The organism is Streptosporangium sp. NBC_01469 (assembly GCF_036227305.1).
GTDB lineage: Bacteria > Actinomycetota > Actinomycetes > Streptosporangiales > Streptosporangiaceae > Streptosporangium.
In genome coordinates this window covers 4,643,647-4,669,549 of sequence record NZ_CP109465.1, presented here as the reverse complement: position 1 = coordinate 4,669,549, position 25,903 = coordinate 4,643,647, and the positions used below count along the sequence as shown (strand labels likewise).

At 71.3% G+C, this 25,903-nt stretch carries 25 protein-coding genes; 13 read left to right on the top strand and 12 right to left on the bottom strand.

The genetic code is table 11. The features are described 5' to 3' along the window. Positions 1-217 precede the first annotated feature (217 nt). The 6 genes from OG587_RS20825 to OG587_RS20800 all read right to left on the bottom strand — a co-directional run bounded on the left by OG587_RS20825 (position 218) and on the right by OG587_RS20800 (position 6,484). Positions 218-970: a maleylpyruvate isomerase family mycothiol-dependent enzyme gene (locus OG587_RS20825; protein WP_329092767.1), complete on the bottom strand. Its 753-nt coding sequence runs from the start codon at positions 968-970 to the stop codon at positions 218-220. A 1-nt stretch (position 971) separates the two neighbouring features. Then, positions 972-3,482, bottom strand: a complete 2,511-nt coding sequence (locus tag OG587_RS20820; RefSeq protein ID WP_329092764.1) for a serine/threonine protein kinase — start codon at positions 3,480-3,482, stop codon at positions 972-974. A gap of 198 nt (positions 3,483-3,680) precedes the next feature. Further along, positions 3,681-4,271: a PspA-associated protein PspAB gene (gene pspAB, locus OG587_RS20815; RefSeq protein WP_329092762.1), complete on the bottom strand. Its 591-nt coding sequence runs from the start codon at positions 4,269-4,271 to the stop codon at positions 3,681-3,683. Between the two features lie 192 nt (positions 4,272-4,463). Further along, positions 4,464-5,369 carry a zinc metalloprotease HtpX gene (htpX, locus tag OG587_RS20810; protein ID WP_329092760.1) on the bottom strand — a complete coding sequence of 302 codons (906 nt, stop codon included), beginning with the start codon at positions 5,367-5,369 and terminating at the stop codon, positions 4,464-4,466. Between the two features lie 9 nt (positions 5,370-5,378). After that, positions 5,379-5,657, bottom strand: coding sequence for a PspA-associated protein PspAA (pspAA, locus tag OG587_RS20805; protein ID WP_329092758.1), 279 nt, complete (start codon positions 5,655-5,657; stop codon positions 5,379-5,381). Further along, a complete protein-coding gene (locus OG587_RS20800; RefSeq protein WP_329092756.1) occupies positions 5,654-6,484 on the bottom strand; it encodes a PspA/IM30 family protein in 831 nt (276 codons plus the stop codon). Before OG587_RS20800 ends, pspAA begins: the two co-directional genes overlap by 4 nt. Before the next feature lie 148 nt (positions 6,485-6,632). Here OG587_RS20800 and OG587_RS20795 point away from each other — a divergent pair, with 148 nt between their 5' ends. Further along, positions 6,633-7,241 (top strand): DUF3043 domain-containing protein, encoded by a 609-nt coding sequence (locus tag OG587_RS20795; protein ID WP_329092754.1) that lies wholly within the window; start codon positions 6,633-6,635, stop codon positions 7,239-7,241. A gap of 295 nt (positions 7,242-7,536) precedes the next feature. Here the strand turns inward: OG587_RS20795 and OG587_RS20790 are convergent, their stop codons facing one another. Continuing rightward, positions 7,537-8,901, bottom strand: coding sequence for an SMI1/KNR4 family protein (locus OG587_RS20790; RefSeq protein WP_329092753.1), 1,365 nt, complete (start codon positions 8,899-8,901; stop codon positions 7,537-7,539). 28 nt (positions 8,902-8,929) lie between these two features. On the opposite strand from OG587_RS20790, the gene OG587_RS20785 reads away from it, so the two are divergent. Further along, on the top strand, positions 8,930-9,928 hold the full coding sequence (locus OG587_RS20785; protein WP_329092751.1) for an aldo/keto reductase family protein: 999 nt from the start codon (positions 8,930-8,932) through the stop codon (positions 9,926-9,928). A gap of 220 nt (positions 9,929-10,148) precedes the next feature. Here OG587_RS20785 and OG587_RS20780 read toward each other — a convergent pair whose 3' ends face one another. Continuing rightward, on the bottom strand, positions 10,149-10,355 hold the full coding sequence (locus OG587_RS20780) for a hypothetical protein (protein ID WP_329092749.1): 207 nt from the start codon (positions 10,353-10,355) through the stop codon (positions 10,149-10,151). 233 nt (positions 10,356-10,588) lie between these two features. Here OG587_RS20780 and OG587_RS20775 point away from each other — a divergent pair, with 233 nt between their 5' ends. Continuing rightward, the gene (locus OG587_RS20775) at positions 10,589-11,815 is read left to right on the top strand and encodes a bifunctional adenosylcobinamide kinase/adenosylcobinamide-phosphate guanylyltransferase (RefSeq protein WP_329092747.1); all 1,227 of its coding nucleotides are present in this window, start codon (positions 10,589-10,591) and stop codon (positions 11,813-11,815) included. A gap of 205 nt (positions 11,816-12,020) precedes the next feature. Continuing rightward, the gene (locus OG587_RS20770) at positions 12,021-12,989 is read left to right on the top strand and encodes an adenosylcobinamide-GDP ribazoletransferase (protein WP_329092745.1); all 969 of its coding nucleotides are present in this window, start codon (positions 12,021-12,023) and stop codon (positions 12,987-12,989) included. A gap of 53 nt (positions 12,990-13,042) precedes the next feature. Here OG587_RS20770 and OG587_RS20765 read toward each other — a convergent pair whose 3' ends face one another. The 3 genes from OG587_RS20765 to OG587_RS20755 all read right to left on the bottom strand — a co-directional run bounded on the left by OG587_RS20765 (position 13,043) and on the right by OG587_RS20755 (position 15,540). After that, positions 13,043-13,963, bottom strand: coding sequence for a CPBP family intramembrane glutamic endopeptidase (locus tag OG587_RS20765; RefSeq protein WP_329092743.1), 921 nt, complete (start codon positions 13,961-13,963; stop codon positions 13,043-13,045). A gap of 207 nt (positions 13,964-14,170) precedes the next feature. Then, positions 14,171-15,208 (bottom strand): DUF1648 domain-containing protein, encoded by a 1,038-nt coding sequence (locus tag OG587_RS20760; protein WP_329092741.1) that lies wholly within the window; start codon positions 15,206-15,208, stop codon positions 14,171-14,173. After that, positions 15,205-15,540 carry a GntR family transcriptional regulator gene (locus OG587_RS20755; RefSeq protein WP_329092738.1) on the bottom strand — a complete coding sequence of 112 codons (336 nt, stop codon included), beginning with the start codon at positions 15,538-15,540 and terminating at the stop codon, positions 15,205-15,207. Before OG587_RS20755 ends, OG587_RS20760 begins: the two co-directional genes overlap by 4 nt. A gap of 102 nt (positions 15,541-15,642) precedes the next feature. On the opposite strand from OG587_RS20755, the gene OG587_RS20750 reads away from it, so the two are divergent. Then, positions 15,643-17,190 carry a leucyl aminopeptidase gene (locus OG587_RS20750; RefSeq protein ID WP_329092736.1) on the top strand — a complete coding sequence of 516 codons (1,548 nt, stop codon included), beginning with the start codon at positions 15,643-15,645 and terminating at the stop codon, positions 17,188-17,190. Positions 17,191-17,254: 64 nt separating this feature from the next. Here OG587_RS20750 and OG587_RS20745 read toward each other — a convergent pair whose 3' ends face one another. Further along, positions 17,255-17,386 carry a hypothetical protein gene (locus OG587_RS20745; RefSeq protein ID WP_329092734.1) on the bottom strand — a complete coding sequence of 44 codons (132 nt, stop codon included), beginning with the start codon at positions 17,384-17,386 and terminating at the stop codon, positions 17,255-17,257. A gap of 11 nt (positions 17,387-17,397) precedes the next feature. On the opposite strand from OG587_RS20745, the gene lpdA reads away from it, so the two are divergent. The 8 genes from lpdA (at position 17,398) to OG587_RS20705 (ending at position 25,824) form a co-directional block, all read left to right on the top strand. Next, positions 17,398-18,777, top strand: a complete 1,380-nt coding sequence (gene lpdA, locus OG587_RS20740) for a dihydrolipoyl dehydrogenase (RefSeq protein WP_329092732.1) — start codon at positions 17,398-17,400, stop codon at positions 18,775-18,777. 37 nt (positions 18,778-18,814) lie between these two features. Then, complete coding sequence (gene sucB / locus OG587_RS20735; protein WP_329092730.1) at positions 18,815-20,275, top strand: 2-oxoglutarate dehydrogenase, E2 component, dihydrolipoamide succinyltransferase; 1,461 nt, start codon at positions 18,815-18,817, stop codon at positions 20,273-20,275. 207 nt (positions 20,276-20,482) lie between these two features. Continuing rightward, on the top strand, positions 20,483-21,379 hold the full coding sequence (locus tag OG587_RS20730; protein WP_329092729.1) for a TIGR01777 family oxidoreductase: 897 nt from the start codon (positions 20,483-20,485) through the stop codon (positions 21,377-21,379). 48 nt (positions 21,380-21,427) lie between these two features. Next, positions 21,428-22,165 carry a peptidase E gene (locus OG587_RS20725; protein ID WP_329092727.1) on the top strand — a complete coding sequence of 246 codons (738 nt, stop codon included), beginning with the start codon at positions 21,428-21,430 and terminating at the stop codon, positions 22,163-22,165. Between the two features lie 28 nt (positions 22,166-22,193). Beyond that, positions 22,194-22,871, top strand: a complete 678-nt coding sequence (lipB, locus tag OG587_RS20720; RefSeq protein ID WP_329092725.1) for a lipoyl(octanoyl) transferase LipB — start codon at positions 22,194-22,196, stop codon at positions 22,869-22,871. 295 nt (positions 22,872-23,166) lie between these two features. Then, entirely contained in the window at positions 23,167-24,096 is a 930-nt protein-coding gene (gene lipA / locus OG587_RS20715; RefSeq protein ID WP_329092723.1) for a lipoyl synthase, read from the top strand. Positions 24,097-24,349: 253 nt separating this feature from the next. After that, positions 24,350-25,030: a DUF4191 domain-containing protein gene (locus tag OG587_RS20710; protein WP_329092721.1), complete on the top strand. Its 681-nt coding sequence runs from the start codon at positions 24,350-24,352 to the stop codon at positions 25,028-25,030. Next, a complete protein-coding gene (locus OG587_RS20705) occupies positions 25,030-25,824 on the top strand; it encodes a class I SAM-dependent methyltransferase (protein WP_329092717.1) in 795 nt (264 codons plus the stop codon). The genes OG587_RS20710 and OG587_RS20705 overlap by 1 nt, the downstream gene beginning before the upstream one ends. Positions 25,825-25,903: the final 79 nt, after the last annotated feature.

Below are 25,903 nucleotides of genomic sequence, written 5' to 3'. Positions count from 1 at the left end.
GGCGAGCCCTGCGCGGGCCCTGTCGTGTCTTGGCCGAATCCCGGGCGGGTGTTTTGCGTTCGGCCGGGGTGGATCCGGGGCTGATCCTGACCGGATCGGGACCGCATCGGGATCTGACGGGGACCCGGTTTCCCGGCCGCATCGGGATCTGACCGGGATCCGGTTTCCCGGCCGCATCGGGATCTGACGGGGACCCGGTCCGGGCGGTGGACGCGGCCTAGATCCGGGCGAGCCCCCGCCACCAGCCCAGCAGCCCGCCGTCGCCCTCGATGGCGTAGTCGTCGGGGCTGCGCCGCCCCCACACGACCTGGAGCAGGTCGGCCGACGTAGCGGCGAGCACGGTCACGGTGCCCGGTTGCAGGGACCGCCGGTGGTGGAAGCGGTCGGGGTCAAGGGTGATCACCCATCCGGCTCCGGTGTCGGCCTGCAGCGAGATCGTCTCGCCCCCGCCCCTGAGCTCGGCCACGTCCGGGTTCCACTTGACGTACGGCAGGATGTCGAGGAACTCCTCGACCCCGTCGGCCGCCACGTGCTCGTCGATCGTGACCGGGACGCCCAGCGCGAGCTCGGCGTCCACCCGGTGCACCACGGTCTCGTGGAGCGTCCGCCTCGACCAGAACCGCACCCGCTTCTCCCCGCCCCAGGTCCACATCGGCGCCTGCGGGTCCTGCGACAGCAGCGCCTCGGGCAGGAAGGCGGCGCCCTCGCCGAGCCAGGCGGGATAATCGCCCGGGTCGGCGGGCAGGCCCATGTCCATGCCGTCGCGGTCGTAGCGCCGCTCGGTCAGGTCGCGCACCATCGCGGCCGCCCACCGGTGCACGCCTCCGGTGTGGGCGGCGAGCCTCGCCAGATCCCAGCCGGGACAGGTCAGCACGGAGACGGACATGTCACGCCCCCGCAGGACGTCGGCCATCCGGGCGATCTCCGCGGCGACGGCCGCGGCGTGCTCGTCGTGGGTCCACTCCCTCATGTCAACCCTCTCGCGTGAAGCGCATGAACTGCTTTTCGTACTCCTTGGCGTCGGTGCTGGTCGCCAGCAACCGCTGCACCTTCCCCTTGAAGTCGAACACCACCGCCTCGTGGCCGGAGCCCTTGCGCCGCCAGCCCGCGATGTGCTCGTCGTCGTACCAGCCGATGAGCCGCTCCGTCTCGAACGGGATCCGGACCTTCGCCGGGGCGTCGGAGCCGGTGGACCAGACGCAGATCTCCTTCTTGCTCTCCTTGCAGTACGTCAGCAGGGACGAGCCGGACGGGGAGATGTCGTCGCCCTCGACCGTGATCGGGGTGCCCACGTCCAGCAGGGTCTGCAGCACGGTGCCCTGCGTGTCGTAGAAGCGGATGCGCTGGGTCTTGCCGGTCAGCGCCCAGGTGCCGACGGCCCGGCCGTCGCCCCGCCAGAAATAGCTCCACTTGCCCGCGTCCTTCTCCTTCACGCGGACGACCCTCGCCTTCTTCGTGGCGACGTCGATGATCGCGAAGCCGTACTCCTTGCTGATGTCGCCGACCGCCTCGTAGAGGGTCACCAGGCCGCGCCTGCCGTCCGGCGACCACTGCGGCAGCGTCGGGTAGATCGGCGCCTTGGTGATCCTGATCCTACTCGCCGCGCCGGATCGATGATCGACGATCGACACGACCGCGTAGCTCTGCGCGTCGTACATCCGGTCGGTGCCCAGCGCCTGGGTGCCCTCGGCGTTCACCGTGTACTGGAAGTACTTGTCGTTCTTGGCGAACCGCTCGGTGCCCTGCCTGCGAACGTAGAGGGTCTTGTCCCAGTCGAGGCTGTAGGAGCTCAGCCTGATCGGGTCCTGGTCGCTCTCGTGGAGGGTGAGCGAGCTGCCGGGCAGTTTGATCGTGCTGGTGGCCTCCGGCACCGTCGGAGCCGTGGGGGCCGGGGTGCTCGCGCCCTTCGTGCCCTCCGCCCGGATGGTTCCGGGCGTCTCGGCGGTGTTGCCGCGCAGCACCAGCACGACGCCCCCGGCCACGAGGGCGGTGACCAGCACGCCCCCCACGATCGCCGGCCACGCCCCGCGCCCGCGCCGGTCGGGGTCCGCCCGCCCCGGGTACGCCGGTGGTCCGGGGTTCCGGTACGAGTCGCCCTCGGAGGAGGGGAAGGTCGCAGGACCGCCGTAGGGCTGGGGTCCGGGGTGCCCCGGATATCCGGGCGGCGGGTGCCCGGGGCCCTGCGGGGGGTAGCCGTCGGGGCCGGGATACCCGCCGGAAAAGGGCCGCGTGGGGGCCGGCCCCTGCTGCGGGTGACCGTGGGGCCCGCTCCGCTGGGCATGACCGCCGGGGTCCGACTGCTGGGGATTCCGGGCGTGGCCGCGGGGGTCCGACTGCTGGAAGTGCTGGGCGTGGCCGCGAGGGTCCGACTGCTGTGGGTGGCCGGCGGGACCGCCCTGCGGGCCCTGCGCCGGGTATCCCCCGCCGGGCCCGTGCTGGGCGAAGGGCTGCGGCCCGGAGTGCTGCCGCTGGGCGTGCTCGTCGCCCCCCGGACGCCGCTGCCCGTACACGGTGTGCCCGGGATCGTTCCCGCCCGGGTAATCGTTCCCGCCCGGGTATTCGCCGGGGCCGGGGCCGGTCCGCTGCGCCGCGGCGGCCGAGCCCTCGGCGAGGATGCCGCGCGGCGCGGTGGGCGGCGCGGCACCGGTCGCGGCCGCGCCTCCCGTGCCGCCCGCGTGGCCGAGCAGCCGCAGCAGCGCCTCACCCGCCGCGGGCCGCTGGGCGGCGTCCTTGGACAGGCACTGCCCGACCAGGTCGCGCAGCGCGGGGTCGGTGATCGCCCCCAGGTCCGGCTCCATGTTCATGATCCGGTTGAAGATCGCCGGAAGGCTGTCCGTGCCGAACGGCGGCTGCCCGGTGGCCGCGAAGACCATCGTGCAGCCCCACGCGAACATGTCGGCGGGCGATCCCGCGTTCTCCCCGGCCAGCTGCTCGGGGGTCATGTACGAAGGGGTCCCGATCGCCATCGCGGTCAGCGTGGAGGTCCGGTCGAGGGCCTTGGCGATGCCGAAGTCGATCACTCGGGGGCCGTCGGAGGCCAGCAGCACGTTGGACGGCTTGAAATCGCGGTGCACGATCCCCGCCTGGTGGATCGCGACGAGCGCGGTGACCGTGCCGATCGCCAGACGGTGCAGTCCCGCGCCCTCGCGCGGGCCCTCGGTGGTCACGACCGCGTCGAGCGTCGGGCCGTCGATGTACTCGCTCACGATGTACGGGCGATGCCGGTCGACCCCCGTGTCGATCACCGCGGCGGTGCAGAAGGGCGCGACACGCTGGGTCGTGCTGACCTCGCGGACGAAGCGTTCCATCGCCTCCTCGTCCTGCGTGAGATCCGCGCGGAGCAACTTGACCGCGACGCGCGCCCCTGTCGGGGAAACGCCCAGGTAAACCGTTCCCTGGCCTCCCTCGCCGAGCCGGGCGGTGAGCCGGTACTCCCGCACCTGCTCGGGATCCCCGGGCCGCAAGGACGCGAGGTCCGCCATGGTCACCCCCTTCTCCCGTGATGGATTTCCGGTCCCATTGTGGGGGCAAAGGGTCACAGGACGTACATCAAACCGCAAGCCGGACGGGCCATCCTGGCACGCTCCAGAAGCCTCGCGAATCGCGCGGAGAGGCCTTACGGGAAGGGCTTCGCGGGAGTGCCTCTCAGAGGCCTGGCGCACCCCAGGCGGGAGGACCTCTCAGAGACCGGGCGCACCCCAGAGGGGGAACCAGCGGCCGAGATCGGGCTCGATCTCCAGCTCGCCGCCGATCGCGCCGCGTACCTGCAGCTCCAGCGCGTTGTCCCTGCGCTGCTCCCGCCCCGCCCCCTGCTCGGCGGGCAGCGGGGCGAACGGGTAGAAGGTGCCCTGCTTGTAGAGGTAGACCAGGGCGAGCCCGCGGCCGTCGGGGGCGGCGAAGGAGACCAGCGAGCAGAGCAGGGAGGGGCCGAAACCCGCCCCCTCGAGGGAGGAGTTGACCGCGTGCAGGTCCGTGACCAGGTCACCGAGCATGTCGGGGGTACGGCGCACCAGCAGCCACGTGTAGCCGAAGGAGTCCTTCGACACCTCCACCGGGGGGCCGCCTCCGGCGTTCAGCAACTCGGTGATGTCGCGCTCCAGCTCGGCGAACGCCCCGCCCTCGGCCGAGCGGAAGCAGACCGCCCCCACGCCCGTCGGCGCCAGATCGGTGGCGGCCCGCAGGGTCACCGCGGCCGAGGGCAGCGCGAACAGCGCGTCCAGGTCGGCCCTGGCCGGTTCACTGCGCCCCATCAGCACATCCCACCAGCGCATCAGATCACTCCCCCTGAGCTCTCCGAGTCCCCGAGTCCCCGAGTCCCCGAGTCCTCTGAGCTCTTAGAGCTCTAAGAGCCATCCGCGACCCGGTGTCCGGTCACCCGCGCCCGTCGAGCGGCTCCGGGCCGGGGTCCTCGAGCCCCTCCGGCCCCTCCGGCCCCTTCGGCCCTTCCGCGGCCCGGTGTCCGGTCACCCGCCCTGCCCGAGCTGGGCGGAGATCCCGTTGAGCTGTTCCAGGCGCCGCTCCAGCGGCGGGTGGGTCGCGAAGAGCGCGGCCAGGCCCGCCTTGCCGGACAGGGCCGGCGCGAAGAAGAACGCGTTGAACGGCTCGGCCTCACGCAGATCCTTCGTCGGGATGCGGGCCATCTCACCGCTGATCTTGACGAGGGCGCTGGCCAGGGCGGAGGGGCGCTGGGTGAGCAGCGCTCCCGCACGGTCGGCGGCCAGCTCGCGGTAGCGCGACAGGGCACGGGTGAGCAGGAAGCTGACCGCGTACACCAGGACCGAGACGAGCAGGATGATCATGCCGATCGGCAGGCCGCCCCTGTCGTCGCGCCCGCGCCCGCCGAGGCCGCTGTAGAGCGCGACCCTGGTCATCAGCCCGGCGACGATGCCGAGGAAGGACGCGATCGTCATGACCGCGACGTCGCGGTGGGCCACGTGGGACATCTCGTGGGCCAGCACGCCTTCCAGCTCGCCGCCGTCGACGCGGCGCAACAACCCCGTGGTCACGCAGACCACGGAGTTCTTCTGGTTACGGCCGGTGGCGAACGCGTTCGGGACGTCCGAGTCGGCGATCGCCACCCGTGGTTTGGGCATGTCGGCGAGGGCGCACAACCTGTCGATCATGCCGTGTAGCTCCGGGGCCTCCTGCGGGGAGACGACACGCCCGTGCATCGCGAACAGCGCGATGCGGTCGGACATGAAGTACTGCACGAGCAGGATGCCGCCGGCGATCACCAGCACCACGACGGCCCGGACGCCCAACGCGATCAACACGGCCACGAAGACCACGTAGAGCAGTCCGAGCAGGAACATGGTGACCACCATGCGCCTGGTCAGGCCCCGGTCCGGGGCGAACCGGGTTTGTGCCATATGCCCAAGCTAGCCGGGAATCAGCCCCTCGTTGCCGAGCATCTCCCGCACTTCGTCCATGGATGCGTCGGCCGGAGGCAAAATCAGCTCCGAGGACTCCAGGCTGTCGTCGGGCAGCGCCTTGCCGACGTGGCGGACCTTGTCGAGCAGGGCGTGCAGCCGCACCCGGAAGGTCTCCTCCTCGCCGGCCTCGATGGCTGCCTCCAGCTCGGCGTCCAGCGTGTTCAGCACGTCGAGGTCGGCGGGGGCGATGTCGATCTGCCCCTCCCCCATGATGCGGACGATCACAGGCCCTCCCCCGGCTGGCGCAGTTGCTGCGTCTGGTTGGACTGCGGCTGCTGGGAGTGCGGCGGCTGCTGGGGCTGCTGCTGGGGCTGAGCCGATCCGGGCGTGATCGCGCCCTGCGGCGCGGGCCCCTGGCCCAGCTCGGCCTTCATCCGCGCGATCTCCAGCTCCACGTCGTGCCCGCCGCCCATGCGGTCGAGCTCGGCCTGGATGTCGTCGCCGCGCTGCCCGCTGAAGTCGTCGAGCGCGCCGCTGGCCAGCAGCTCGTCGATGGCACCCGCGCGGGCCTGCATGGAGGCGGTCTTGTCCTCGGCACGCTGGATCGCCAGGCCGACGTCGCCCATCTCCTCGGAGATACCGGAGAAGGCCTCGTTGATCCGCGTCTGCGCCTCGGCGGCGGTGTAGGTCGCCTTGATCGTCTCCTTCCTCGTACGGAAGGAGTCGACCTTGGCCTGCAGCCGGTGGGAGGCCGTGGTGAGCTTCTCCTCCTCGGCCTGCAGGTTGTCGTGCTGCACGCGGAGGTCGGCGATCTGGGTCTGCAGGCTGCCGCGACGGGTCAGCGCCTCACGGGCCAGGTCCTCACGGCCGACCCCGAGCGCCTTGCGGCCCTGCTCCTCGAGCTTGCGCGACTGTGCCTCGATCTGGTTGATCTGAAGCTCCACGCGCTTGCGCGAGGTGGCGACGTCCGCCACGCCCCGGCGCACCTTCTGCAACAACTCCAGCTGGCGCTGATATGAGTAGTCCAGGGTTTCGCGAGGATCCTCCATCTTGTCCAACGCGTTGTTCGCCTTGGACCTGAAGATCAGCGAAAGTCTCTTCATCACGCTCATGCGCGTCGGCCGTCCCCTTCTTCAAGTGCGCTTCGGGTCACCCCAAGTGATTCCAGCCCCCCGAAAAAGCACCGGAGCCACCATAGGGTTCACCCTACGCATAACGCGCGGGGGCGTCACTAAGTTGCAGTCCCGGTAGGCTGACGTTGTGTTCCGACGTACCCAGACCACCGCGGACGACTCCCCCGTCTCCGCTAACGATCCTAAGCCTGCGGGCAAGGGGCGTCCCACACCCAAGCGACGGGACGCCGAAGGCCGTCGCCGGCAGCCGGTGAACGCCCCCCAGAACCGCAAAGAGGCTTACAAGAACCTCCGCGAACGCCAGGCCAGCGAGCGCGTCAAGGCGCGCGAGGGCATGCTGCGTGGCGACGAGCGCTACTTCCCCGCCCGCGACAAGGGGCCCGCCAGGAAGTTCGCGCGAGACTGGGTCGACTCCCGCCGTCTCGCCAGCCAGTACTTCCTGCCGTTCTCCCTTCTTATCCTGCTGCTCACCTGGATCCCGTTCCCGGCGGACGTCCGCGGTTACGTCTACGTCGCGGTGATCACGGTCGGCTGGCCGCTCATGATGGTCGGCGTGCTGCTCACCTCGATCTGGGTGTCTTGGAAGGTGAAGAAGCTCACCGCCGAGAAGTTCCCCAACGAGAACCTCAAGGGCGTCGGTTTCTACGCCGCCATGCGCGCACTGCAGATCCGCAAGCTGCGCTTCCCGCCGCCCGCCGTGCTGCCCGGCGGCCGGCCCGTCCCGCCGAAGAACTGACGGCGGCGAAGCCAACGACGGCGCCCGAGGAGCACCGCGGCCGAGCATGTCTCCGAACCCCGTCCCCTCCACGAGGGGGCGGGGTTCTTCGCGTCTCCCAGTGGCGGGGCGGCCCGGCCCTGGGGGATCTCACCGCTCCAGAACCGGAACTTCCGAACCGGAACCCTTGAACCGGGGCTCCCGGTTCGGGACTCCTGAACCGAACTTTCGAACCGGGACTTCCGAACCAGGACTCCCGAGCCGGATGAAGCATGACCTCTGAACGACGTCGCCCCTGAATCCGAATCGGGCGAGGTCACTCCTGGACGACGTCACTCTCGATCACGTTCCAGTCCAGCTCGCCATCGGTGACGACCGGCTTCCAGTAACCGATGGACCCGCCGGTCTCCAGAGCATCCGCCGTCATCCTCAGCAGGCCGTAGTAGGAACTGATCCGGGTTTCGCCGGGCGTGAAACTCATCTGGCCCTCGTGATCGGTGTCGCCGACGTCACGCACCACGGAGTCGATCACCAGGTGATTGCCGCTCCCGTCGGCGCCGAACGGGATCATCCGCCCGTCCCACCACTCCGCCCGTACGTCGGCGTCGAGTTCGGCGGCGCCCTCGACCTCCGCGTCTATCCCGCACAGCTGCCGCCAGGTGTCACGGATCCCGCGGACCCCCTGGTTCCAGTTACCGAGGAACCCGAACGGCCAGGTGTCGGCCACGACGGAGGCCCCGTCGTGCCGCAGCAGGGAGGCACGCAGATCGTCGGGGAAACGCAAACCCATCTGCGCCTCCGCGACGGCGATCGTACGGGCTCTGGCGGGCTTGCCCAGCGTGCGGCGGCTCGCGGGGGCGTTGGCCTCCAGCCACCTCTCGATGCGGCGCCACTGGTGGTTCACCGCCCGGGTCACCCTGGGGTTGAGTGCCCGCACCCGCGGGGTCCGCGCCCGCGGGTGGCAGTCGGCGTCGGGAACCGCCACGGGAGTCGCAGCGGTCTCGTACGGGCTCGGAGTCTCGTACGGGGTCGGGGTCTCGTACGGCTGGACGGGTTCCGCCGGGTAGGAACCCTGTTCCACGCACCCGTACACGCTCGCCGTCCCCTGCTCGTCCGTGAGGTGCAGCCCCGGCTCCAGCTCGCATCCCCCGTCCGTGCCGTACAAGCTCCCGAAATCGGTCACCTCGACGGTCTCCACCCCGTTCGAGAAGACCGCGCTCTCCAGAAGCTGCGTGCCGAAGGCGAGCAGGCACAGCGCGATCCCGGCGGCGCCCCAGCGGACCAGGCGGCTCCGGGTGCCCTCGTCCAACGGCTTCCCCGGTGTCCGCGGCCCCCGCTCGAACGTCCGCTCGACGGCGGCCCGGAAGGCGGAGGGCGGCCTGGCGGCGTACCGCCTGAGGTCCTCGTCCGTGGGGGTGCCGAGGATGGGCGCCGGGGGCCACCGCGTCGCGCGCTCGGCTCCGGGGGCCGGTTCCTTTACCGAGGAGGCGACCGGGCCCTCCGCCGGGGAGACGCCCCGGGATCCCTCGATCGGAAGGGCGGCCCGGCGCTCCTCCGCTCGGCGCCACAGGCGGGCGACCGCCACGACGACCGCCGCCAGCACCGCGGCGGCGAGCGCGAGCCGTACCTTCCGAGAAGTGATCATCCGCAACACGCCCGGCAGGGTATCCCGAATCGTCATGAAATATGACGCCTACTAATCTCGGACCATGGAATTCCGCCACCTTGGCCGCAGCGGTCTCATGGTCAGTGAAATCAGCTACGGCAACTGGATCACACACGGCTCCCAGGTAGAGGAGGACGCCGCCAAGCAGTGCGTGCGAGCGGCACTCGACGAGGGGATCACCACCTTCGACACAGCCGACGTGTACGCGGGCACCAAGGCGGAGGAGGTCCTTGGCCGCGCCCTCACGGGGGTCCGCCGAGAGTCCCTGGAGATCTTCACCAAGGTCTACTGGCCGACCGGACCGGGCCCCAACGACCGGGGGCTGTCGCGCAAGCACATCACCGAGTCGATACACGGCTCGCTGCGCCGTCTGCAGACCGACTACGTCGATCTCTACCAGGCACACCGCTTCGACAACGAGACTCCGCTCGAGGAGACCCTCAAGACGTTCGACGACCTCGTACGCCAGGGCAAGGTCCTCTACGTCGGCGTCAGCGAGTGGACCGCCGACCAGATCGGCCGGGCACTGAAGATCGCCGATGAGATGGGCTTCGACCGCCTGGTCTCCAACCAGCCCCAGTACTCCATGCTGTGGCGGGTCATCGAGGCCGAGGTCGTGCCGCTGAGCGAGAAGGAGGGCCTCGGCCAGGTCGTCTTCTCTCCCATCGCCCAGGGCGTGCTCACCGGTAAGTACCGGCCGGGGCAGCCGCCCCCCGCCGGTTCCCGGGCCACCGACCCCGCCGGGGGTAACTTCATCGCCCGGATGCTCAACGACGACGTGCTCACCCGCGTCCAGCAGCTGGAGCCGATCGCCGCCGACCTCGGCCTGACCATGGCCCAGCTCGCGGTGGCCTGGGTGCTGCAGAACCCCAACGTGGCCTCCGCCATCGTCGGGGCCAGCAGGCCCGAGCAGGTCCGCGACAACGTCAAGGCCTCGGGGGTGAAACTGGAGTCCGAGGTACTGAAGAAGATCGACGACGTCCTCGGCCCGATCGTCGAGCGCGACCCCTCCAAGACCGTGAGCCCCGAGCGGCGTCCCTAGCGCGGAGCAGGAGCGGGTCACGGAGAGCGGTGACCGGTCATCGTGACCGGTCGTGACCGGTCATCGTGAACGCCGGAGGCGTCCACCGTGGCTCCCCGCGTTCGCGCGCGGGAGCTCGCTCGCGGGACAGTTCGTGCGTGGGAATTCGCTCGCGGGACAGAAAGAACCCCTCGGCCCCTCGTCTTCATCGAGGGGCCGAGAGGTTTCCATTCACTCAGGTTCATTCCGGGCGCAGTGACATTCCCTCGTACTCAACACGCTCGCCTTCGATCAGGGTGACTTTCTCAACCCCGGACTCCAGCAACTCGCGCCAGCTTTCACCGAGCCACGACTCGGCATCGGCCTGGCTCGGGAACGTGTCGGACGGCGAAACACCCTCGACTACCTCGCCACCATTCGCGTTTTCATAACGCCAGCGCCAAGTCATGCCATAGCTCCTTCTCGCGGGTCCTGCCGGTGCCCCTCGGCGGCTCAGCGAACCCTACCTCTCCCGGGCACTCCCGGGCATGAAGGCGAGATCATGGCCTCGTGCTACGCCGCCGGGACGTTCCCGGCACTCCCCGTACGCCTCGGGTGCCGTCCGCCTTCACCCGGAGGCGGAGGCTCGCGGCTTCCCGACCAGCTTCTCAACCAGCGTCTCAACCCGAGGGGAGACCGGGCGTGAAGGTCCTGATCTCCGGCACGGCGGGCGCGGGCGGGTGGCCGGCCCCGGACTGCGGGTGCGCCTCCTGTGCCCGCGTCACGCCCGGCCGCCGCCCCACCTCCGTGGTACTTGACGTCTCGGTGGCACCGGACGGCCCCCTGGTGCCCGACGGCCCGGTGGCATTCGGCGGCTCCGTGCGGCTGCCGCTCTCCGGCCCGCTCCCGCCCGGCTACCGCGCCTCGCCCGGCCCGGACGGCCTCACCGTCACCACCCCCGGCGGCCGGCGCGTCCTCCACGCCGCCTCCTCCCCTTCCTATCCGTACGACGAGTCCTCGTACGGGGAGTCCTCGTACGACGAGCGGGACGGGCAGGTGGAGGGCGCCGATGACGTGGAAGAGGCGCTGGACCTGGTGCTGCTGGACGTGCTGGACCGGCCCGAACGGCTGGGGGACCTGCGCCGGCGAGGCCTCGTCGGCGAGCGGACGCACGTGGTGACCGTCGATGTCGACCACCGGGTGCCGACGGAGGCGGAACTGACCCGGCGGGCCGCGCTGTGGGGGGTGCGCGTCGTGCCGGACGGCACGGTCGTCGACACGAGCGAGCCCCCTCCCGCCCAGGCTCCCCCGCCCAGGAGGACCCTGCTGCTCGGGGGGAGCCGGTCGGGCAAGTCCGCGGAGGCCGAACTGCGGCTGGCGGCCGAGCCCGAGGTGCTCTACGTCGCGACCGGGCCGTCCGGCGACGGCGACCCCGAGTGGCTGCGCCGGGTCCGGGCACATCGCGACCGAAGGCCCGCCCACTGGAGGACCGCCGAGACCACCGACCTGGCCGGGCTGCTGCGGTCCGCCGACACCCCGCTGCTGATCGACGGGCTCGGCACCTGGGTGGCCGCCGTCTTCGACGAGTGCGACGCCTGGCCGGAGGAAACCGGCGAAGGCGGCCGGGACGACAGAGACAGCGGGGACAGCGGGGACAGCGGGGACAACAAAAACGGCGAAGGCGGCAGGGACGGCAGAGACGGCAGAGACACTGTCGCGGCCCGGTGCGACGACCTGGTGGCGGCCTGGAGGCAGACCCGGGCCCGGGTCGTGGCGGTCTCCGACGAGGTCGGTCTCGGTGTGGTGCCCGGCACCGCCAGCGGGCGGATGTTCCGTGACACCCTCGGCCGGTTGAACCAGCGCCTCGCCCTGGAGTCGGAGGACGTCACCCTCGTCGTCGCCGGCCGCCTCCTCCCCCTCCCCATCTGACCCCTGCCGCCCGATCTCCCCGGTGCTGTGGTCGGCAACCGTTGTGATCAGCGACCGTTGCGGCTGACAACCGTTGTGACCGGCAACCCCCACCGGGTCTCCGGGGCGGCCCTGGCCGAGGCCGTCCCGGAGACGGCACACCGCCGAATCCGGTGGACGCGTGCGGTCGCGGCGCCGGAGAGGCCGAGCGCTACGATCATCGGTCATGTCCGAGCCCTCGCCCCCGCCCGCGGACGGTCCGTCCACCTTCGCCGACGGGGTGCGTCTCGCGATCGGCACGCTGAGCGTGTTCCCGGTCCGTCCCGGAGTGGTCGACCGCCGGGCGGGGGGAATCGCGATGGCGACGGCCCCGCTGGTGGGGGCGGTGATCGGGGCCGGCGGCGGGCTGGTGCTGATGATCTCCCTGTCCCTGGGGACGACACCGTTTCTGGCGTCGGTGCTGGCCGTGGTGACCGTGGCGCTGCTCACCCGGGGGCTGCACCTGGACGGGCTGGCCGACCTCGCCGACGGGCTGGGCAGCGCCAAACCCGCCGAGCGTGCGCTGGAGATCATGAAGCGGTCGGACATCGGCCCCTTCGGGGTGATGACGCTGATCTTCGTCCTGCTGGTGCAGGTGACGGCCCTGTGGGAGGCCGCCTGCGCGGGAGCGGGAACGGGCGCGATCACCCTGGTGGCGGCCTGCGCGGCCGGACGGCTGGCCCTCACGTGGGCCTGCCGCGCGGGCATTCCCCCGGCACGCCCCGACGGGCTCGGCGCGATGGTCGCGGGCACCGTGCGGCGAAGCGTCGCGGTGGCCGTGACCGTGCTGGTGCTAGCGGGAACGGCGGCACTGGTCTATCTCCACGGCGTGAGCGCCTTCGACCTGTGGTCCTCCGGCTCCCCGTCCGAGTCCTCCGGCGCGTTCGAGCGGGGCTATGTGGCCTATGCGGACATCACCAACTACCTCCCCGAGATCGAGTCAAGCATCCCCGGTGTGGGCCTCATGTCGGGGCTGGGGCCGTTCATCACCCCCTGGGGTCTCCCCCTGGCCATGCTCGCGGGGCTGCTGGTGGCCTGGGCCGTACGGCGCAGGGCCGTACGGCGGCTCGGTGGTGTCACCGGTGACGTGCTCGGCGCCCTCGTCGAGATCGCCACCGCGGCGACCTTGCTGGCCTGCACCATTCTCACGAACTGATCTCCCTCCCGGCCCGGTCCGAAGAGATCCGGGGGACCTTCCCCGTCTGGTTCTCACGCGACGGCGGCCGGGACCGGCCGCTCGACCGGCCGGTATTTGAACAGCAGTGCCGAGACCACCACCAGCAGCGCCGAACCGACCAGGCTCGTGATCCCCGCGACGGCGAACACCGGCGGGTCGGCCGCGTCGCCGACGAGCAGCATCAGGCCCGCTGAGGCGTTCAGTGATCCGTGCCCGACGACCGCGGGCCAGACGCTTCCCGAATGGAGACGGAGCCAGCCGAGCAGGGCTCCGAAGATCACGCAGAAGACGATGAACATCGGCGCGGCCCACACCTCCAGTTCGGGGTAGTTGTATCCGCGCAGGGTGAGCGGGAAATGCCAGAGCCCCCAGATCACCCCGGACACCAGGATCGCCCGCCAGGTGCCGAGCGGTGTCAGACGCGGCAGCAGCCAGCCTCGCCACCCCCACTCCTCGCCGAAGGCCGCGACCGAGTTGACCAGCGGGGCGACCAGCACCATCGCCGCGGCCTGCGCGGCCACCAGGACTCCGGTCGCCGCCGGGGGCGGCCCGCCCGGCGTGGCCGCCAGGCTCTCGCGGAACAGGCTGAACTCTCGCAGGTCGACGGAGAGCAGGCCGAGGGCGGCGCTGAGCGCGATCGCGGCGACGACCAGGGCGGGGATGCCGAACCAGGCCAGCGCGACCAGCGCGAGCGTGCGGCCCCGGCTCCCGCCCGCCGACAGACCGGTTCGCACCGCCCACTCGCGCCCGGTGGCGGGGTCCCCGAGCCACCTGCCGCGCAACCGGACGGCGAGGACTCCGAGCGTCGGGGTGAACATCATCGCCACCCCGATCGCCGTGAACGTGAGCGTGCCGGTCGGCGTGTCCGCCAGCCAGAGGGGAAGGGCGAACAACCAGGACAGGCCGAACGCGACGAGCAGGAACAACCACAGGTCGGGGAATCGACGAAGCATGACACCGCCTTCGGGTGCTTGGACGCGAGAGGACCGGGCGAGAGGACCGGGCGAGAGGACTGGAAAGGCAGCGGACATGACCGCGGAAGGGCCGTGAAGACCGCGAGGGGAAAGAAGGCGGAAGGGGACGAAGGGGCCGGAAGACCGCGGTGGGAAAGAACGGGCGAAGGAAGGAGAAGGAAAGGGATGGACGGGCCGGAGCGGGGGTCAGCGGGCGGACGGCCCGGTGGACGCCCGGTCCGCGAGGGTGTTCAGCAGGGCGGCACCGCTCTCCGCGTCGTCGATCGAGACGGCGAAGCGGCCACCGGAGACGTAGCCCACCACGAGGCACTCCCCGCTGCGGATCATGACCGTCACGGCTCCCGGCAGCCCCCTGACGCCCCAGCCTCCGACGCTGGACGGGAACAACTCCTCCGACCAGGCCCGCTCCACCCGCTCGATCGGGATGTGTTTGCGAGGCAGGCGGAACGGCCCGTAGAAGAGCGCGAGACCCTCCTCGGTGACCTGCACCCGCACCGAGCTGAAGGTCACCCCTACCAGGCCCGCGAGGGACATGATCGTCGCGGGGACCCGCAGCGCGCCGTCGCCGCCGATCAGGGCGAGCACGGCGCACCCCAGGCCCGCGGCCAGGACGGAACCGCCGAGCGCGACGAGCGGGCCGCTGCTCACCGAGGAGACCCACACCGCGCGCTGGCCGGGGCGGAGCCGGAGCCGCCGCGTGGGGACGACGGACGGCTCGGGATGGTCGTCGGGCCCCGGGCGGGCGGCGAGGGCGCCGATCCAGCCGCCCAGCACCAGCCCCGCGACCGCGAGCAGCGCGCCCCACCCCAGGTCGGTGGCCTGCCCCCAGTCGGGGGCGTCGAGATTGGCCACCAGCGTGACCGCCTGCAACCCCGGAAGGAACAGGCCGGCACCGCCCAGCAGGGCGCCGAGCCCCATGCGGCTCGCCCTGCGCCTGAACATCGCGGTGTTGGTGAGCGCGAGCACCCAGGCCCCGCCCGCGAGCAGCACCCACAGGCCCACCTGGAACAGCAGCGAGGCGATGAACGGCATCGAGTTGTCGGGGGCGCCGGACGGGCCCCAGTGCGTGGCGATCGGATCGGGCAGCCGGTCTCGCAGCACCAGCGGCGCGGCGATCAGCTCGGCGGTCACCAGCGCGACCCAGCCGGCGGCGATGGACAGGAATCGGGCTCGTAGCCCCACGTCGGTCACCCCTTCGAAGGACCGGGCTCCCGGCCCGGTCATGACAGTTCCCTGATGAGCTCGATGACGTCGTCGTGGCGGTAGCCGTACTGGACCGCCTCGTCGAGCAGGGCGCGCAGTTTCTCCTCGATGACGCTGCGCGGGTTGGGGCGGCTGAGCACGCTCACGCCGCGACCCCGGCGGAACTCCAGCACCCCCTCGTCGCGCAGGTCCCGCAGGGCGCGCAGCACCGTGTTGGCGTTGATGCCCAGCGCGGCGGCCAGGTCGCGAGCCGGCGGGAGCCGGTCTCCCGGAGCGTACGAACCCTCGGCGACGGCGCGTCTGATCGCCTCGGCGACCTGCTCGTGCAGCGGCCGGGGATCGTTCAGATCCAAGGTAAGCAACATAGTGCTAGCGACATTAGCACCAAGCCGCCCGATGGTGCCACTCCGAATAGCACCATCGGGCAGCACGATTCGTAGGACGAACCCTCGTTTATGCGTACTGCGCCAGCCCGACTAGCATCGGCCTACGTGACCACTGTGCGGCTTACCCCAACTGACAACGCTGTCTCGTTCGATACCGACGCGCTGGTCGTCGGCGTCCACACCGGACCGGACGGCCTGCTTCCCGCTCCCGGGGCCGAGGGCCTCGACCAGGCGCTCGGCGGCAGACTCGCCGCCACGCTCGAGAGCGTGGGCGCCAAGGGTAAGCCGGGCGAGATCTCCAAGATCCCCACCTTCGGCGCGCTGACCGCGCCCCTGCTGGTCGTCGTCGGCCTGGGCGACGTCCCCGGTGACGGCCCCGCGGACGGTTACGACGCCGAGGTCCTGCGCCGCGCCGCGGGCACCGCGGTCCGCGCCCTGACCGGCACCGGCCGCGTGGCGCTCGCCCTGCCCGCCGCGAGCGCGGAGCACGCGGGCGCCGTCGCCCTGGGCGGCCTTCTCGGCGCCTACTCCTTCACCAGATACCGCACCGCCGGAGAGCAGAGCTCCCCGGTGTCCGAGCTGGCCGTGCTGACCGACGCCGAGGGCGCCCAGGCCGCGATCGAGCGCGCCACCACCCTGGCCGAGTCGGTCTCGCTCGTCCGCGACCTGGTCAACACCCCGCCGTCGGACCTGTGGCCGGCCCGCTTCGCCGAGATCGCCGAGCAGGTGGGCGCCGAGGCCGGTCTGTCGGTGGAGGTCCTGGACGAGAAGGCGCTCAAGGAGGGCGGCTACGGCGGCATCGTCGCCGTCGGCCAGGGGTCGGCCAACCCGCCCCGGCTGGTCCGCCTCTCCTACAGCCACCCCGAGGCCGGCACGAAGCTCGCGTACGTCGGCAAGGGCATCACCTTCGACTCGGGCGGCCTGTCGCTCAAGCCGACGGCCTCGATGGACTGGATGAAGTCGGACATGGGCGGCGCGGGCGCGGTCTTCGGCGCCCTCCTGGCGATCGCCAGGCTGGGCCTGAAGGTCAACGCGGTCGGTTACCTCTGCCTGGCGGAGAACATGCCGAGCGGCACCGCGCAGCGCCCCTCCGACGTGTTCACCAGCTTCGCGGGCAAGACCGTCGAGGTGCTCGACACCGACGCCGAGGGCCGCCTGGTCCTGATCGACGGCATCGCCCGCGCCGGGCAGGACGACCCCGACGTGATCGTCGACGTCGCCACGCTCACCGGCGCGCAGATCGTCGCGCTGGGCTGGCGGACGGCGGGCGTCATGGGCAACGACGACGACCTTCGCGCGGAGATCGTCGCGACGGCGGGCGAGCAGGGCGAGGCCGCGTGGCCCATGCCCCTGCCCGACGAGCTCCGCAAGGGTCTCGACTCCCCGGTGGCCGACATCGCCAACCTGCACCCCGAGCGTTTCGGCGGGATGCTGACGGCCGCCATCTTCCTGCGGGAATTCGTGCCGGACGGGGTCCGTTGGGCACACATTGACATGGCCGGTCCCGCCTTCAACAAGGGCGAGGCCCACGGCTACACGCCGAAGGGCGGCACCGGGGCGATCACCCGGACGCTCGTCGGCCTGGCCGAGCGCTACGCGGGCGAGCCTTCGCGGTAACCGTTGTCGCCGCGCAAGCGGGTCACAAGCAACCTAGACAAATGAAAAGATGCGGTTGCCGGGGTCAGGCCAAGGGCGGGCACCGGCGCGGCGCCGAGCCGGGCCCGGCGGCGGTGTGGATGCGATCGAGGATCCGCGCGGCCGCCCAGGGCACGACGAGGGGCGCGACCGTGAAGACGGTATTTCGATCCGACAAGGAGCTTTCCTGTGGCTGATGGCAGCGGCCCCTACGACATCGTCGTCCTAGGTGGCGGTAGCGGAGGGTATGCCTGCGCTCTGCGGGCGGCCGAGCTGGGCAAGACGGTCGCGCTGATCGAGAAGGACAAGATCGGCGGCACGTGCCTGCACCGTGGATGCATTCCCACCAAGGCGCTTCTGCACTCCGCGGAGGTCGCCGACGAGACGCGGGAAAGCGCGACCTACGGCGTCAAGGCCCGTTTCGAGGGCATCGACGTGCCCGCGGTCCACGCGTTCAAGGACAAGATCGTCACTCGCGCCTGGAAGGGCGTGCAGGGCCTTCTCAAGAGCAAGGGCATCACGATCATCGAGGGTGAGGGCCGTCTCGCGGGCCCGAACCGGGTGTCGGTGGGCTCCGAGGTCTACGAGGGCCGCAACATCGTGCTGGCGACCGGCTCCGCGCCCAGGTCCCTTCCGGGGCTGGAGATCGACGGCGAGCGGGTCATCAGCAGCGAGCACGCGCTCAAGCTCGACCGGGTGCCCACCTCGGTGGTCGTCCTGGGCGGCGGCGTCATCGGCGTGGAGTTCGCCAGCGTCTGGCGCTCCTTCGGCGCCGAGGTGACGATCGTCGAGGCCCTGCCGCACCTGCTGCCCCTGGAGGAGGAGTCCAGCTCCAAACTGCTGGAGCGCTCTTTCCGCCGTCGCGGCATCAAGCAGGAGCTGGGCGTCTTCTTCGAGGGCGTCAAGACCACCGACACCGGCGTGGTCGTCAGCCTGGCCAACGGCAAGACCCTCGACGCCGAGCTGCTCCTCGTCGCGGTCGGCCGCGGCGCGGTCTCCGCGGGCATGGGCTTCGAGGAGGCGGGCATCGCGATCGAGCGCGGCGCCGTCACGGTGAACGAGTTCTGCCAGACCAGCGTGCCGGGCGTGTACGCGGTCGGTGACCTCATCCCGACCCTGCAGCTCGCGCACGCGGGCTTCGCCGAGGGCATCCTGGTGGCCGAGCACATCGCCGGGCTGAACCCTGTGCCGATCGACTACGACGGCGTGCCCCGGATCACCTACTCCGACCCCGAGGTCGCCTCGGTGGGCATCACCTCCGCCCAGGCCAGGGAGCGCGGCCACGAGATCGTCGAGCTGACCTACGACCTCGCGGGCAACCCCAAGAGCCAGATCCTGCAGACACAGGGCGCCGTCAAGATCATCGCGAAGAAGGACGGCCCGGTCCTCGGCGTGCACATGGTCGGCCGCCGCATCGGCGAGCTGGTGACCGAGGGACAGCTGATCTACAACTGGGAGGCCCTGCCCTCCGAGGTCGCGCAGCTGATCCACGCGCACCCCACCCAGTCCGAGGCCGTCGGCGAGGCGATGCTGGCGCTGGCCGGCAAGCCGCTCCACGTCCACAACTAACGCAAGCCCTCACTCGGAACGCGAGAGAAGACAACCAATGCCGAAGTCCGTACAGATGCCCCAGCTCGGTGAGAGCGTCACGGAGGGCACCGTCACCCGTTGGCTGAAGAAGGAGGGTGAGCGCGTCGAGGCCGACGAGCCCCTTCTCGAAGTCTCCACCGACAAGGTCGACACCGAGATCCCGTCCCCGGCGGCGGGCATCCTCACGAAGATCGTGGTGGCCGAGGACGAGACCGTCGAGGTCGGCGCCGAGCTCGCCGTCATCGACGAGAACGGCACCGAGGGCGCCGCCGCCCCGGCGCAGGAGACGGCCCCCGAGCCGGAGCCCGAGCCCGCCCCGCAGCAGCAGGCACAGCCGGTCTCCTCGATCCCGCAGCCCGCCCCGCAGCAGGCGCCCGCACCCCAGCAGCAGGCCCCGGCACCCGCGCAGGCGCAGCAGGCTCCCGCCCCGGCTCAGGCCCCCCCGGCGCCCCAGGCCGCGCCGCCGTCCCCGATCGCGGCGTCCGAGCCCGTCGCGCAGCCGTCGGGCGACAGCCCGTACGTCACCCCGCTGGTGCGCAAGCTCGCCGGTGAGCACGGCGTGGACCTCGACGCGCTGACCGGCACCGGCGTCGGCGGGCGCATCCGCAAGCAGGACGTCCTGGAGGCCGCCCGCGCCCAGCGCGAGCGTGCCAGCGCTGCCCAGGCCCAGCCCCAGGCCCCGCAGGCCGCCGCCCAGGCCCCGGCCCAGGCGGCCCCGCAGGCCCCGGAGCCGATCGCGGTGGACACCACGCTGCGCGGGCGCACCGAGAAGATGTCGCGGCTGCGCCAGACCATCGCCAAGCGCATGGTCGAGTCGCTGCAGGTCTCGGCCCAGCTCACCACCGTGGTCGAGGTCGACGTCACCAAGATCGCGCGGCTGCGCGACCAGGCGAAGGCCGAGTTCCAGCGGCGCGAGGGCGTCAAGCTCACGTTCACGCCGTTCTTCGCCCTCGCCACGATCGAGGCGCTCAAGCAGCACCCGAAGCTGAACGCCACGATCAACAGCGAGACCAACGAGGTCACGTACTTCGACACCGAGCACCTCGGTTTCGCGACGGACACCGAGCGCGGCCTGCTCGTCCCGGTGATCAAGGACGCCGGCGACCTCAACATCGCCGGGCTGTCCCGTAAGATCGCCGACCTCGCCGAGCGCACCCGCACCAACAAGGTGAGCCCGGACGAGATCACCGGCGGCACGTTCACGCTGACCAACACCGGCAGCCGCGGCGCGCTGTTCGACACGCCGATCCTCAACCAGCCGCAGGTCGGCATGCTGGGCACCGGTGCCGTCGTCAAGCGCCCGGTGGTCCTGGACACCCCGGAGGGCGAGGTCATCGCCGTCCGCTCGATGATGTACCTGGCGCTCAGCTACGACCACCGCCTGGTCGACGGCGCGGACGCCGCCCGCTTCCTGACGACGATCAAGCGTCGTCTCGAGGAGGGCCGTTTCGAGAACCAGCTGGGCCTGCACGGCTAGTCACCCGTTCTCTCCCACCGGGCCGGTCCGCGACGTCGCGGGCCGGCCCGGCTCGTTCTCCCCCGGGTGAGGACCGGTGGCCGCCGGTACGCGAAGGCGGGCCCGTACGGACCCGGCGGCGCCGCGAGAGAGCTCGCGGGGGTGACGCGAATCCGGTGGGCGTCCGGTTTCCGAAGACTCCGGGGGAGGTCGATTACATTGGACGGCATGACGATCATCGTGACCGGGTCCTCGGGCCTGCTGGGATCGGCTCTGGTCAGGGCTCTGCGGGACGACGGCGCCCGGGTGGTCCGTTTGGTCCGGCGGGCGCCGGAGGGCGGCGACGAGGCCTTCTGGAACCCGGCGAAGGGGGTCGTCGAGCGGGCGGCGCTGGAGGGCGCGGAGGCGGTGGTCCACCTCGCGGGCGCGGGCATCGGCGACCGGCGCTGGAGCGAGGACTACAAACGCGAGGTGGTCCGCAGCCGGGTCGAGGGGACCAGGACCCTGGCGGGCGCGCTCGCCGAGCTGACGGCGAAGCCCGCGGTGCTGCTGTCCGGTTCGGCGGTCGGCTTCTACGGCGACACCGGGGACGTGGCGGTGGACGAGACGGCGCCCGCGGGTGCCGGGTTCCTCGCGCGGGAGGTCGTGGTGCCCTGGGAGGCGGAGACGGCGCCCGCCGAGGAGGCGGGGATCCGGGTGGCGAGGCTCCGTACCGGCCTGGTGCTGAGCGGCCGGGGCGGCATGCTGTCGCGGATCCTCCCGATCTTCAAGGCGGGGCTGGGCGCCCCGCTGGGCTCCGGGCGGCAGTACTGGTCGTGGATCTCCATCGACGACTGGGTTCTCGCCGTACGACACATCCTGAAAAATCCGGAAATCTCGGGGCCGGTGAATGTGACGGCGCCCGAACCGGTCACCAACGCCGAGTTCACCAAGGCTCTCGGAGCGGCCCTCCACCGGCCCACGATGCCGCTGGCCGTGCCGGGCTTCCTGCTGCGCACGGCCCTCGGGGAGTTCGCCGAGGAGGGAGTGCTGACCGGCCAGCGGGTGATCCCGCGGCGCCTGCTCGACAGCGGCCACGCTTTCCGGCATACGCGTCTCAACGAGGCACTGACCGCCGTACTCTAAGATCCCTGTTTTCAGCGTTCCGGCCGATGAAACCACTGGGAGACAGACATGGGCAGCCCCGGGCAGTCGCACATCCTCGCGATCGGAGGCGGCTCGTTCCGCGCCTCCATCCGCCAGGGGACCATGGAGGCGAGCCCGCTGCTCAGGTACGCCCTCGACCTCACCGGCCAGGACCGGCCCCGCCTGGGCCTGCTCGCCACCGCCACCGGCGACGACGCGGAGTGGCTGCTGAAGATGTACGGCGCCTTCGGCGCGTGGGACGTCGAGGTCAGCCACCTGACCGTGTTCCCGATGACCAACGTCGAGGACCCGCGCGAGTGGGTTCTCAGCCAGGACATCATCTACGTCAGCGGCGGCAGCGTGGCCAACCTGGCGGCCCTGTGGCGGCTGCACGGCCTCGACGAGATCTTCGAGGAGGCGTGGCGGGCGGGCGTCGTGCTGGCGGGCCAGAGCGCCGGGGCGCTCTGCTGGCACGTGGGCGGCAACACCGACTCCTTCGGGCCGACGCTGCGGGTGTGGTCCGACGGCCTGGGTATGCTTCCCTACTCCTGCGGCGTCCACTACAACTCCGACCCGCAGCGCCGCCGGCTGCTGCACGAGGCGGTGGCCTCGGGCGAGCTGCCCGAGGGCTACGCCGCCGACGAGGGCGTCGCCCTGCACTACGTGGGCACCGAGTTCATCCAGGCCGTCAGCGTGCACCCGGACGCCTACGCCTACCGGGTGGAGCACGACGGGGCGGGCGGGGCCAAGGAGTTCCGCATCGAGCCTCGGCTTCTCACGTCTTAACCACGAACGGGTCAACTACTCTTGAGGCGTGAGTGACCTGGCAATCGTCCGTCTTGGCGTTGACTTCCCCTACGAGCAGGCATGGGATCTTCAGCGGCGCATCCACGCGCGCCGGGTGGCCGAGGAGATTCCCGACACCTGCCTGATGCTCGAACACGCGCCGGTCTACACGGCGGGCAAACGCACCGCGCCGCACGAGAGGCCCTCCGACGGCACCCCGGTCGTCGAGGTCGACCGGGGCGGGCGGATCACCTGGCACGGCCCCGGCCAGCTGGTCGGCTACCCGATCGTCAGGCTCGGCGGCCCTCTCGACGTGAACGCCTACGTGCGGCTCCTGGAGGAGACCCTGGTGCAGATCTGCGCCGACTTCGGGGTCCAGGTGGGCCGGGTGGAGGGGCGCGGGGGCGTCTGGGTGGCCGGAGACCCCTCGCACGGCCTGCCGGACAGGAAGGTCGGGGCGATCGGCATCCGGGTCTCGGGCGGCGTCACGATGCACGGGTTCGCGCTCAACTGCTCCAACGACCCGAGCTGGTACAACCGGATCGTCCCGTGCGGCATCAGCGACGCCGGGATCTCCTCGCTGTCGGCCGAGACCGGCCGCCGGATCGTGGTCGACGAGGTCCTGCCGTACGCCGAGAAGCACCTGGCCGAGGCGCTCGGCGCGCAGGCCTTCGAACTGCCCGAGGAAGACCTCTTCCGGCGCTGATCCCGGCACCGGCCCCGGACCGTTTCCGGGGCCGGTCCCCCGGCCGCGGCCGGAGCCGGTTCCCGCATCGGCCCCCCACGCCGTTCCCGGCGTTCCCGGCGCTGTTTCCGGCACCGCTTCCAGGACCGCTTTCCGCACCGCCTCCGGCACCGTCTTCCGTACCGTCCCGCGCACCGCGCCCCGGGTCCGCCGCAGCTTACGGCGGGACATAAGCTGGTGAGGTGAGCGAGCGTGACGACATTTACAGCACCTCGATGTGCACCACCTCGGTCCCCCGACCGACGAAGGAGCTCGCATGACCGTCGCCCCCGAGGGGCGGAAGCTCCTCCGCCTCGAGGTCCGCAACGCCGAGACCCCCATCGAGAAGAAGCCCGACTGGATCAAGACCAAGTTCAGGGCGGGCCCGAACCACACCGAGCTCCGGGCGCTGGTCAAACGCGAGGGGCTGCACACGGTCTGCCAGGAGGCCGGCTGTCCCAACATCTCCGAGTGCTGGGAGGACCGCGAGGCCACCTTCCTCATCGGCGGTGACCAGTGCACCCGGCGGTGTGACTTCTGCCAGATCGACACCGGCAAGCCCAAGGCGTACGACACCGACGAGCCGCGCCGCGTGGCCGACTCGGTGCGGCAGATGGGGCTCAACTACGCGACCGTGACCGGTGTCGCCCGCGACGACCTGCCCGACGGCGGCGCGTGGCTGTACGCCGAGACCGCGCGGCAGATCCATGCGCTCCTGCCCGGCTGCGGCGTCGAGCTGCTGGTGCCCGACTTCAACGGCGACCAGGCCCAGCTGGAGGAGGTGTTCTCCTCCAGGCCCGAGGTGTTCGCGCACAACATCGAGACCGTGCCGCGGATCTTCAAGCGCATCCGGCCCGCGTTCCGTTACGACCGGTCCCTGGGAGTGATCACCAAGGCCCGCCAGGCCGGTCTGGTGACCAAGTCCAACCTGATCCTCGGCATGGGCGAGGAGCGCGAGGAGATCGTCCAGGCCATGCGCGACCTGCACGAGGCCGGGTGCGACCTGCTCACCGTGACCCAGTACCTGCGGCCCACCCCGCGCCACCACCCCGTCGAGCGCTGGGTGAAGCCGGAGGAGTTCGTGGAGCTCCAGAAGGAGGCGGAGGCCATCGGTTTCGCCGGGGTCCTCTCCGGACCGCTGGTCCGTTCCTCCTACCGGGCGGGCCGGCTGTACAAGCAGGCCATCGAGGCTCGCCAGCACGCCTGATCCCCTCGGCGAACCCGTGAAACCGGAAGGACCCCGCTCCCGAGCGGGGTCCTTCCGGTTTTCGCCTCCGCTCGGCACGGCCGGATCGCGCGCGGCGCACCCGTGCGGCCGTACGGCGTTCGCGGGCTCGTACGAGCCGCCCGGCGCCGGCGAACACGTACGGTCACGGAGGCGCCCGTGACCCCGCCCAGGACCCGGCGCCCGGCAGGTTACGTTTTCACTTCTTGACCCCTGGATTTGTATCCTTCAGAACATGGCCAAGAAGCCCGAAGACTCAGAGCGCCCGGGGCGCATCAAGCAGCTCCGCATGATCGCGAAGATCATCAAGGAGGCCAATCCCAAGGGGATGCCGATCGTCTACGCCTCGGCGCTGGGCACGCTCGCGCTGTGCGTGGTGATCGGCCTGGTCACGGGCTGGTTCTGGTATCTCCTCTTCATCGGGATCATGCTGGCCCTCACCGTCGGGCTGGTGGTGTTCGGCCAGCTCGCCCAGCGGGCCCAGTACTCCATGTTGCACGGGCAGGTCGGCGCCGCCGCCGCGATCCTGCAGGGCATGCGCGGCAACTGGGAGGTCACCCCCGCCGTCGCCGTCACCCGCGACCAGGACATCGTGCACCGCGTGGTCGGCTACCCCGGCATCATCCTGGTCTCCGAGGGGCCGGGCAGCCGCGTGCAGAAGATGCTGGTCGCCGAGAAGAAGCGCGTCCAGCGGGTCGCGCTGGACGTCCCCGTCTACGACGTACAGTCCGGCGACGGCGACGGGCAGATCCCGCTGGCCAAACTGCAGCGGCATCTGATGAAGCTGCCCCGCAACCTCAAGAAGCCCGCCCTGTACGAGATCAACAACCGGCTGAAGGCTCTCCCCCAGACGCTGCCGATGCCCAAGGGCCCGCTGCCGCGCGGCGCGAAGATGCCCCGCCCGAAGATGCGCTGATGAGCCTCGCCGGGGTGGGCCGCCACCGGGTGGACGCCGCGGCCACCTCCCGGGCCAACCGCGGCTGGTGGGACGGCGCCGCCGACGAGTACCAGGCGGAGCACGGGGAGTTCCTGCGCGACTCCGGGTTCGTCTGGGGCCCCGAGGGCCTGGACGAGACCGACGCCCGCCTGCTGGGCGACGTCGCGGGCAAGGACGTGCTGGAGATCGGCTGCGGTGCCGGGCAGTGCGGGCGATGGCTGGCCGGGCAGGGCGCCAGGGTGGCCGCCTTCGACCTGTCCTTCCGGCAGCTCCAGCACTCCGGCCGGATCGACCTGGAGGCCGGATCCGCGCTGCCGGTGGTCCAGGCGGACGCGGAGGTCCTGCCCTTCGCCGACCGGGCGTTCGACCTGGCCTGCTCGGCGTACGGCGCGCTGCCGTTCGTGGCCGACGCCGGGGCCGTCCTGACCGAGATCCACCGGGTGTTGCGCCCCGGGGGCCTGCTGGTCTTCTCGGTTAGCCACCCGGTCCGCTGGGCCTTCCCCGACGACCCGGGCCCCGCCGGGCTCACCTCCGACCGCTCCTACTTCGACCGTTCCGCGTACGTGGAGATCGGCGAGGACGGGCGACCCTCCTACGTCGAGCACCACCGCACGATGGCCGACTGGGTCGGGCTCATCACCGCGTCGGGGCTGGTGCTGCGGGGGCTGACCGAACCCGAGTGGCCACCGGGTCACGACCGCGAGTGGGGCGGCTGGAGCCCGCTGCGCGGCCACCACCTGCCCGGCACCGCGATCTTCACCTGCGCGCGATAGCGCGGAACCCCGCCGGGCGGCCGGACCGTCCGGCGGGGTTGCGCGCGTTCACGCCCAGCGTACGAACCGGTGAGAGCCG

Excerpts from the sequence above, each read along its gene's own strand:
- OG587_RS20800 (WP_329092756.1), bottom strand. The coding sequence starts at position 6,484 with ATGAGCGTGATGAAGAGACTTTCGCTGATCTTCAGGTCCAAGGCGAAC.
- OG587_RS20820 (WP_329092764.1), bottom strand. The coding sequence starts at position 3,482 with ATGGCGGACCTCGCGTCCTTGCGGCCCGGGGATCCCGAGCAGGTGCGG.
- OG587_RS20790 (WP_329092753.1), bottom strand. The coding sequence starts at position 8,901 with ATGACGATTCGGGATACCCTGCCGGGCGTGTTGCGGATGATCACTTCT.
- OG587_RS20710 (WP_329092721.1), top strand. The coding sequence starts at position 24,350 with ATGGCCAAGAAGCCCGAAGACTCAGAGCGCCCGGGGCGCATCAAGCAG.
- OG587_RS20750 (WP_329092736.1), top strand. The coding sequence starts at position 15,643 with ATGCGTACTGCGCCAGCCCGACTAGCATCGGCCTACGTGACCACTGTG.
- OG587_RS20760 (WP_329092741.1), bottom strand. The coding sequence starts at position 15,208 with ATGACCGGGCCGGGAGCCCGGTCCTTCGAAGGGGTGACCGACGTGGGG.
- OG587_RS20825 (WP_329092767.1), bottom strand. The coding sequence starts at position 970 with ATGAGGGAGTGGACCCACGACGAGCACGCCGCGGCCGTCGCCGCGGAG.
- OG587_RS20725 (WP_329092727.1), top strand. The coding sequence starts at position 21,428 with ATGGGCAGCCCCGGGCAGTCGCACATCCTCGCGATCGGAGGCGGCTCG.
- sucB (WP_329092730.1), top strand. The coding sequence starts at position 18,815 with ATGCCGAAGTCCGTACAGATGCCCCAGCTCGGTGAGAGCGTCACGGAG.
- OG587_RS20730 (WP_329092729.1), top strand. The coding sequence starts at position 20,483 with ATGACGATCATCGTGACCGGGTCCTCGGGCCTGCTGGGATCGGCTCTG.
- pspAB (WP_329092762.1), bottom strand. The coding sequence starts at position 4,271 with ATGCGCTGGTGGGATGTGCTGATGGGGCGCAGTGAACCGGCCAGGGCC.
- OG587_RS20785 (WP_329092751.1), top strand. The coding sequence starts at position 8,930 with ATGGAATTCCGCCACCTTGGCCGCAGCGGTCTCATGGTCAGTGAAATC.
- htpX (WP_329092760.1), bottom strand. The coding sequence starts at position 5,369 with ATGGCACAAACCCGGTTCGCCCCGGACCGGGGCCTGACCAGGCGCATG.
- lipA (WP_329092723.1), top strand. The coding sequence starts at position 23,167 with ATGACCGTCGCCCCCGAGGGGCGGAAGCTCCTCCGCCTCGAGGTCCGC.
- OG587_RS20765 (WP_329092743.1), bottom strand. The coding sequence starts at position 13,963 with ATGCTTCGTCGATTCCCCGACCTGTGGTTGTTCCTGCTCGTCGCGTTC.
- OG587_RS20770 (WP_329092745.1), top strand. The coding sequence starts at position 12,021 with ATGTCCGAGCCCTCGCCCCCGCCCGCGGACGGTCCGTCCACCTTCGCC.
- OG587_RS20705 (WP_329092717.1), top strand. The coding sequence starts at position 25,030 with ATGAGCCTCGCCGGGGTGGGCCGCCACCGGGTGGACGCCGCGGCCACC.
- OG587_RS20780 (WP_329092749.1), bottom strand. The coding sequence starts at position 10,355 with ATGACTTGGCGCTGGCGTTATGAAAACGCGAATGGTGGCGAGGTAGTC.